The organism is Cyanobium sp. ATX 6A2, from assembly GCF_024346355.1.
In the GTDB taxonomy this organism is placed as follows: Bacteria; Cyanobacteriota; Cyanobacteriia; order PCC-6307; family Cyanobiaceae; genus NIES-981.
This window is the reverse complement of the sequence record NZ_JAGQCU010000033.1, coordinates 1-7196: the sequence shown is the minus strand read 5'-3', so window position 1 is coordinate 7196 and position 7196 is coordinate 1. Positions and strand designations below refer to the sequence as shown.

The 7196-nt window shown below is 61.0% G+C and carries 10 protein-coding genes and 1 pseudogene; 8 read left to right on the top strand and 3 right to left on the bottom strand.

Translation table 11 applies throughout. The annotated features are described in order from the left end of the window. Positions 1-267: 267 nt before the first annotated feature. A pseudogene (locus KBY96_RS15980) lies at positions 268-1409 on the bottom strand (ISAs1 family transposase). Positions 1410-1616: 207 nt separating this feature from the next. Here KBY96_RS15980 and KBY96_RS15975 point away from each other — a divergent pair. Continuing rightward, positions 1617-2480: a hypothetical protein gene (locus KBY96_RS15975; RefSeq protein ID WP_254980542.1), complete on the top strand. Its 864-nt coding sequence runs from the start codon at positions 1617-1619 to the stop codon at positions 2478-2480. Between the two features lie 218 nt (positions 2481-2698). Here the strand turns inward: KBY96_RS15975 and KBY96_RS16620 are convergent, their stop codons facing one another. Next, the gene (locus KBY96_RS16620; protein WP_396122345.1) at positions 2699-3211 is read right to left on the bottom strand and encodes an integrase core domain-containing protein; all 513 of its coding nucleotides are present in this window, start codon (positions 3209-3211) and stop codon (positions 2699-2701) included. 71 nt (positions 3212-3282) lie between these two features. Between KBY96_RS16620 and KBY96_RS15970 the strand changes: the two genes are divergently transcribed. Further along, on the top strand, positions 3283-3513 hold the full coding sequence (locus KBY96_RS15970) for a hypothetical protein (protein WP_254980541.1): 231 nt from the start codon (positions 3283-3285) through the stop codon (positions 3511-3513). Positions 3514-3670: 157 nt separating this feature from the next. On the opposite strand, the gene KBY96_RS15965 is transcribed toward KBY96_RS15970, so the two are convergent. Further along, positions 3671-4276, bottom strand: a complete 606-nt coding sequence (locus KBY96_RS15965) for a hypothetical protein (RefSeq protein WP_254980540.1) — start codon at positions 4274-4276, stop codon at positions 3671-3673. A 351-nt stretch (positions 4277-4627) separates the two neighbouring features. On the opposite strand from KBY96_RS15965, the gene KBY96_RS15960 reads away from it, so the two are divergent. The 6 genes from KBY96_RS15960 to KBY96_RS15935 form a co-directional block, all read left to right on the top strand. Continuing rightward, positions 4628-5086: a transposase family protein gene (locus tag KBY96_RS15960; protein ID WP_254980539.1), complete on the top strand. Its 459-nt coding sequence runs from the start codon at positions 4628-4630 to the stop codon at positions 5084-5086. A 148-nt stretch (positions 5087-5234) separates the two neighbouring features. After that, positions 5235-5435 carry a hypothetical protein gene (locus KBY96_RS15955; RefSeq protein WP_254980538.1) on the top strand — a complete coding sequence of 67 codons (201 nt, stop codon included), beginning with the start codon at positions 5235-5237 and terminating at the stop codon, positions 5433-5435. Between the two features lie 150 nt (positions 5436-5585). Next, complete coding sequence (locus KBY96_RS15950) at positions 5586-5804, top strand: hypothetical protein (RefSeq protein WP_254980537.1); 219 nt, start codon at positions 5586-5588, stop codon at positions 5802-5804. Between the two features lie 9 nt (positions 5805-5813). Continuing rightward, a complete protein-coding gene (locus KBY96_RS15945) occupies positions 5814-6119 on the top strand; it encodes a transposase (RefSeq protein ID WP_254980536.1) in 306 nt (101 codons plus the stop codon). Next, positions 6119-6514: a hypothetical protein gene (locus KBY96_RS15940; protein WP_254980535.1), complete on the top strand. Its 396-nt coding sequence runs from the start codon at positions 6119-6121 to the stop codon at positions 6512-6514. Before KBY96_RS15945 ends, KBY96_RS15940 begins: the two co-directional genes overlap by 1 nt. 20 nt (positions 6515-6534) lie before the next feature. After that, on the top strand, positions 6535-7196 hold a 662-nt coding region (locus KBY96_RS15935; protein ID WP_254980534.1), incomplete at its 3' end, for a transposase.

Sequence of the window (7196 nt, the reverse complement as noted above, 5' to 3'; positions counted from 1 at the left end):
ACTGGCTGCGCCAGTTGTAGATGGTCTGCGCTGTGATCCCGGTGTCACGGGCGATCTGGGCCACGCTCTGGCGGTTGGGCGGGCTCATCCGGATACGGACGGCTTCCCGCTGAGCGGCGTCATAGGGAGGTTGCATGCTCGTCGGTTGGGCCCCCAGGTGGACGGGTCAGACCGAGCGGACTTCTTTGCTGACACTGGGGGGTTCCAGGAGAGGCGTCCCGCCCCCTGAATGGATACCCCCTCCTCTCCCAGGGCTGATTCAAAGTTTCAGCAAGGGTTTGGTTCGGGCCGGCGCTTCGCCATCGCCAGGAGCGCCGTGATGTCGTGCATCACCGCCTGCAAGCCAGCCCGGACTGACCGGAACCCAGCCAGGCGCAACAGGTTCAGGGCTGCAGTGCGCAAGGTGGCCATTACACCAGCTCCATTGCCCCGGTAGCGGTGGGCGTCTTCATGGAGCTGGGTGTCGCGAATCCAGTGCCAGCCCTCAATGCTCCAGCGGTCCCGCACCAGTTGCAGCAGGGCTTCTGGGGTCGTCCGCAGGCTGGTCAGAAACACGTGCTTGGCCTGGAACGGCTTGCTGTCTCGGGTGCCTGCGGCGGCCACCTCCACGATCCAGCCGGTGCCGATCCAGGCCTCACTGATGTGCTGCGGGGCCTCCTTGGCGCGCAGGGTCCAGGTGATGTCGCGGCCGTGGCTGATCTCGTGATCCGTTGCCACAAAAGGGATCTGGCGTTTTCCTTGGAATTGGCTGCGGATCTGGCGATGCAGCGTTTTCTGGTTCGCTTTGACCGTCAGCAGGAAGTCGGCCCCCTGCTCCTGGAGGAGTCGAAAAACGGCTTCTGGGTGTGCAGGGCATCCGCCTGGATCAGCACGCCCTCCAGATCCAGCTCCCCAAGGAGCTGCCGCAGCACCGCCCGCTCGTGGTTCTCGCCGGTGGCGTAGCAGGCCTGGCTGATCGCCACGCCCAGGGCGGCCGAATACAGCGTCACCTGGGCGATAAAGGCAGAACCGCCAGCGGTGGTGGGCTCGATGGAACCTCGGAGCGTCTTGCCGTCACACACCAGCTGCTCGAGATCCGCTGCGCCGCCGGGGATCTGAGCGATCGTCCAGTCACGGATGGCAGCGCACAGCGCCGCCACGTCCACCTGGAGGAAGAAGTAGCGGAACGAGGAATCCGAGGGCGGCCGCCGCAGCTCAAGGCCCAGCCCCTCGGTCAACACGCTGTGGTGACGGATGGCAAAGCGCTCCAGATCCCGCAGGCTCTGGCAGCCGCTCAGGATCCCGAGCACCGCCACCAGCAGCAGATACCAGGCCGGAAACCGCACCCCGCGCCGCATGCGCGCGTCCGGGATCGCCTTGAGAAAGCTGATCAGGTCGAGATCGGTTGCGGCAGAGGCGCTTTCGAGCACAAGGAGGAGGCGATTCCACCGACCTCAACCCATGCTGACAGCAGCGGCAAGAGCGCCTGTGACACACTTTGAATCAGCCCTGCCTCCTCTCCAAGGGCGGAGTCCTTCCTGAAAGTTTAGCGACGGGAGCAGCCCCGAAAAGCCAGTTCGCCTCAGGCCTTTTCTGTACAATTGTCTCACTCACTAGCCAGCCTCGAGATTTCGGCAATGCAGCACACTTGCTACGTCTCAAGAAAGAATATTGGCAACCATCTTTTTTCCTATTTCTTCGCCAAGCGAGTTCAGGAGATGCTGGGGCCAAATACTTGTAGAGTAACCTTCGCAGGCATTAGCGACTTAGGACTGCAAAAGGAGGGATTGGAAGATCCTGACAGGCCCAGATACTTTGCCCCAGGCGTAGAAGAAAGGATTCATATCAAGGTCGGGAATCACAAGCCAGATCTAAGCCGAATCGCCAAGCTTGCAGGAGAGCTGCCTATTGCGCTTCACATTCAGGGGCCAGTCTGCAATTTGGCCCTTCTGCCTTCCTTAGAGCTATGCAGAGCACTCGTGCCAGGCTGCAAACCCACTATGGATCTAGCAGCAGCCAAGGCAATGCCTTACATCGACGATTATTTATTTGTCCATGTCAGAGCGGGAGATATTTTGCGGCCCATTCACCGAATGTATATGCCCTTGCCCATTGAATTCATCAAAGCCGCACAGAAGAAGGCCTCCCTGCCTCTGCTCTTTTATGGGCAAACAAGCGAGTCCTGGTATATTCGTCAATTAAGAAGATCATTTCCTGACTGCGTGATTCTAGAAGAAAGCTCTAACCCTGTAGTAGACTTTGAGATTGGACGGATAGCACAGAACCTTTTAATCGGTGTCAGCAGCTTTTCATGGCTTAGCGGATGGCTTTCGCTATCTGCGCGCAACATCTTTTTGCCCAAAGTCGGCTTTTTGAATCCTGAAGAAAGGCCTGATATCAACTTGATTCCGGGTGATGACAAGCGCTTCAATATTGTTTCCGTAGATAAATACGAAAATCCCTACGACTCCCTGGCGGATGCAAGAAAGTCCGCTTTGTAGATGCATTCAAGGACGGGAGCTCCAAGTTTCGTGCTTAGCAGTTTCGGTGCTGGGTCAGTTATGCAGAAGACCTTTGGTCGGGGAATCATCAGCTCCAAGACAGCTGCGCACCTGTTGAATAGGTGGCGCAACGAATCTGATCTCAACAACATCACTACGTGACCCCATTTATAGGTCCAGGCCTCATGAGAGCGGGTGGTTGTGGTCATGCCGCAGCCCTATCGAGATACCTCCAGGGGCGTACGCCCCTGGAGGTCCAAGTGCGGCATAAGCGTGTTGTACTCCCAGCCCCAGCGATCAGCCAGGAGTTGAGCCTCTGGATCTGTCGTGAAGTGCTCGGTGTTGAGGAACTCACCCCTGAACCGGCCGTTGGCGATGGCCTGATTGGGATGCACCCAAGTTGAATGTCGCTGCGGATGAACGCCGGCGCCGGGTAGATGCTGTTGAGCTCCTCCAGTACGGCCACCACATCCTTGGCTTTGCAGCGCCTGTCCACCCGGATGGCCAGGTAGAGGCGGCTGTGCTCGTCGATCACGTTCAGGAACTTGAGTCTGCGGCCATCGGCCGTGGCGTCGAACTGGAAGTGCATGGCCCTCACCTGGTGAATGCTCGGCCCGGTGGCGCCACACTGAGCCGTCCCCGGTCGGGCCCGCTTCCGCTTCCAGGGGGTAGGCCGCTGCAGCCCCTCCTCTCGCCAGAGCCGTTGCAACCGCTTGTAGTTCACGCTCCATCCCTCCCACCTGAGCAGGCGGGAGGCCATGAGCCGACCCCAGCGGATGTGCGTCGCACCGCAAGGTCCGCTTTGCAGCGCAGCTTCGATCTCACGCAGGCGGTGCCTGAGCTTGCCCTCCTCGATCGAGACGACCTGGCAGGGGTGGCGCTGCGTGCTGCGGTGCTGGCCCACCAGCCGGCAGGACAGGCGTTCAGAGGTCCGGTAACGCTCCTGCAAAGCCTCGACGGCTCTGCGCCGGCGTTCCGGGCTCAGAAGCTTCCCTCGGCCAACTGCTACTGCTGCGCAGAAGCCTCCGGCTAGTGTGGCGTCCTGGAAATGTGCAACATATTCGACTCCAGCCAACATGGAGTGCGCTTGTAACAACGTCGAGATCAGCCCTGGCCTGTTGATGCAAGTGGCTGAGATGCGCCCCTGAGCAGATGCTGCAGGTTGTTGCTCGAACTTTCAGGACGCCACACTAGTTTGATTTGTGCAGCCAACGGATGACGGCTAGCATCTGGTCTGGGAGAATGGTGATGGGTTCAACGTGGAACTTCGCCATCCGCCCAATTTCGCTGGGCATTCCTAGGAACTCCTCCACAGCGTGGTAATGCGGTCGGGAGACATAATCATCGAAGTACAGTTCGACAGGAGTCTTAGTCATGAAGGCGGTGGCAAGCGCACACCCGATTCGGAACCGCCCATCTACCAGAACGACGTCCGGAGGCTCAAAGTCCGACAATGTCCACACTTGAAGGGGATAGTTCGCGAACATCCGCCAGCGCGAATCGTCAACGGGGTAACCCCATTGCTTAGTCGGTCCGATATCCACATGCTGCACGACCACACTCGAGCCTGCACCTGGCGGATTCTCACGAAAGTAGGCGCGAAGATTATCAGCCCATGAACGATCCGATTCAACCGACCATATCTTCTTTCCGGTCATCTCAGCAGCCATCAAGGTGGATCCGCCGGAGCCATACTCGAGTATCCGGCGCGCTCCGGCATATGCATCCTGCAGGGCTTCTGCCTCGATGGGTGGAAGGGTGAGGCGGGGTCGATGGACCATTGTTGTTTTCTGCATGGATTCGCCTGAAGGGACGCCTGCGGAGCTCATGGCCATTACACTATCTTGACGCAAGAATCTCGTGCCTAGATTGAAAGGGGCGTCATATCTATCTGCCTACGTATGTTACAGTACTTCGTCAAGACGGTTACTCAAGCCAGCCCCGCTAGTGTCGACTTTAGCTGAGCGCCAGGGCCGCCTAAAAGCATGTCCGCGTCGGGGTTGGCGGGCCTGTCAGCGTTGGCTTTGGTCAGCGGGTTTCACCGCTCCCAATGCCCAAAGTCCACTCTGCTGCAGCCGATCAGGCCGCACCGGATGACCTGATTAGCTTCCTCAAGGCCATCCCGGACGGGCGCTACCGCCGAGGGGGTGCGCTACCTGCAGTGGTACCTGCTGCTGGTGGCGGTGCTGGGAATCCTGAGCGGCTGCCGCAGCTCCCGCGACTTGGAGGCCTTTGCCCGGCGGCATCGGGAGGCTCTGAATGAGGCACTGGGGCTGAATTTCAAGCGCTGGCCGTCGGATGCCACCTTCCTCTACCTGTTCAACAAGGCCCATCTGCAGGAATTCGGTCAGGTCCTCCAGGCCTGGATGATCAGCCAGATCCCTGGTGGGGCAGAGGGTCTGGATCAGTTGATCTGCAACGGCAAGACCCTGCGCGGCTCCGCAGTGGAGACGGATAACGGAAACATCGGTTCGTCGCCCAGGTCACCGTCTACGCCCATGCGCTCGGCGTCGCTCTGGCCCAGAAGGCATACGACACCGCTGAATCGAGTGAGCGGGCTGCGCTCAAGGAGCGGCTGGCCAGCCTGGATCTCGAGCGTGTTCTGATCCAGGCGGATGCGCTGCACACCACCCGGGCGTTTTTCACTGGTGCCTCGCCCAGGGGGCCGACGTTCTCCTGAGCGTCAAGCGGAACCAGAAGCCCCTGCATCGCCAGATCTGCAGCCAGCTCCTGGGGAAACGCAAGATCCCGTTCGTGGCCACGGATCACGAGATCAGCCACGGCCGCACTATCACCTGGACCCTGCGTGCGAAACAGGCACGGGAGCACATCGCCCAGGCCTGGATCGGCACCGGCTGGATCGTGGAGGTGGTGGCCACCGGCAGCCGCGACGGCAAGCCGTTTCAGGCCACCCACCTGTTTGGGGTTCCCCCGGTTTCAAGGACAAGTCGATAAGGGTCACGTCATGACCACCAGACTGTCCATTGATGACCAATCCCACTAGGAGCGCTGTCGCGCATAGATCAGCATCCAGCCTCTCCACAGACGCCTATCAATCTGCCCAGATTCCAGTGACAGCAGTGGATCTGAGCGAGAAAATGGGGCATGCAGAAGCCCAAGTCCTTCCGTCCCTGGCAGCCGGAGCAGACCACCCTGCTGCCGCCGTCACCCTGTGAGTGGCTCTCAGAAGAGCACCAGGTGTATTTCCTGCTGGATCTGGTGGATGAGCTGGATCTCTCGGACATCCTGATTCCTGCTCAGGCCAAGGGTCCCCGTGGGGAAAAGGGTTTTGACCCCAGGATGATGACGCTCTTGCTGCTCTAGGGCTACTGGGTGGGCACCGTCTCATCCCGCAAAATCGAGCGGGCCTGCTACGAGGATCTGGCCTTCCGGGTGTTGACCGGCAACCAGCAGCCCGACCACAGCAGGATCAGTGAGTTCCGCCGGCGCAATCTTGATGCCCTCAAGGATCTGTTCATTCAGATTCTGCGGCTGTGCCAGAAGGCGGGGATGGTGAGCCTGGGCCATGTGGCGCTGGATGGCACCAAGGTGCAGGCCAATGCCTCCAAGCACAAAGCCATGAGCCACGAGCGGATGCTCAGGGCGGAAAAGCAGCTGCAGCAGGAGATCACGCCTTGATGCGCAAGGCTGAGATCCTGGATGCCCAGGACGACGCGCGCTACGGCAAGGGCAAGCGTGGCGATGAGCTGCCCAAGGAACTGCAGCGCCGCCAGGATCGACTCGACGCCCTGCGCAAAGCCAAAGCGGAGCTGGAGGCGGAGGCCGCCGCCGACAACGCCCGCCGCCGCGAGCAGCAGGCCCGCGCTGCAGAAGAGCAGGCAGCTGAGGCAGCAGCAGCAACTGAGGACAACGGCAAGACCGATGCCGAGAGCGAGGCCGCTCTCGGGCCCTTGTCAAAGAGGCGCAGCAAGCGGAGCGCAGAGCCCGCAGTGCCCGCGGGCGAGCGGAGCTGGCCCGCAGGCTGCCGATCGACAAGGCCCAGGCTGCAGGCCTCTCAAGCCCGGATCCGCTGAGCAGCGCTGATCCTCTGGCGATGCCCAGCCGCAACCTGCCCACCACTGCCGCCGGCGATCCGAAAGCGAACGCCCAACGCAATTTCACCGATCCCGACAGCCACATCCTCAAAGGCGGGGACGGTTGGATCCAGAGCTACAACTGCCAGGCGGCGGTCGATGGCGACCACCAGATCATCGTGGCGGTGGGGGTCAGCAACCAGGCCAGTGATGCTCCCCACCACGTTCCCATGATCGAGCGGATCGTGGCCAACACCGGCCAGCTGCCCGAGAAGCTGATCGCGGATGCGGGCTACTGCAGCACTGCCAACATCGAGGACAGCGAGCAGCGCGGGCTGGACGCCTACATCTCCACCAGCCGGCAGGAGCACGGCCAACGGCCACGGCCCTCGCGGGGGCCTGCGCCCAGGGATCTGGATGCGCGGGGCCGGATGGACCGCAAGATCCGCTCCAAGGCAGGCCAGGCGACCTATGCCCTACGCAAGATCATCGTTGAGCCGGTGTTTGGTCAGATCAAAGGGGCCCGGGGACTGGATTGCTTCCTGCTGCGCGGGCAGCGGCGTCCCATGGAGTGGTGTAACTCGGGAGGATCAGCCCCGGCTACGCCGGGGCTGACGGCTCGCCTCCCTCAGATCTCAGCTGTGGCAATGGGTGGGCCGGTCTGTGACCCTGTTCGGAGCAC

Bases quoted from the DNA above. Each gene is read 5' to 3' on its own strand.
- KBY96_RS15965 (WP_254980540.1), bottom strand. From the start codon at position 4,276: ATGCAGAAAACAACAATGGTCCATCGACCCCGCCTCACCCTTCCACCC.
- KBY96_RS15950 (WP_254980537.1), top strand. From the start codon at position 5,586: ATGCAGAAGCCCAAGTCCTTCCGTCCCTGGCAGCCGGAGCAGACCACC.
- KBY96_RS15975 (WP_254980542.1), top strand. From the start codon at position 1,617: ATGCAGCACACTTGCTACGTCTCAAGAAAGAATATTGGCAACCATCTT.
- KBY96_RS16620 (WP_396122345.1), bottom strand. From the start codon at position 3,211: ATGGAGCGTGAACTACAAGCGGTTGCAACGGCTCTGGCGAGAGGAGGG.
- KBY96_RS15940 (WP_254980535.1), top strand. From the start codon at position 6,119: ATGCGCAAGGCTGAGATCCTGGATGCCCAGGACGACGCGCGCTACGGC.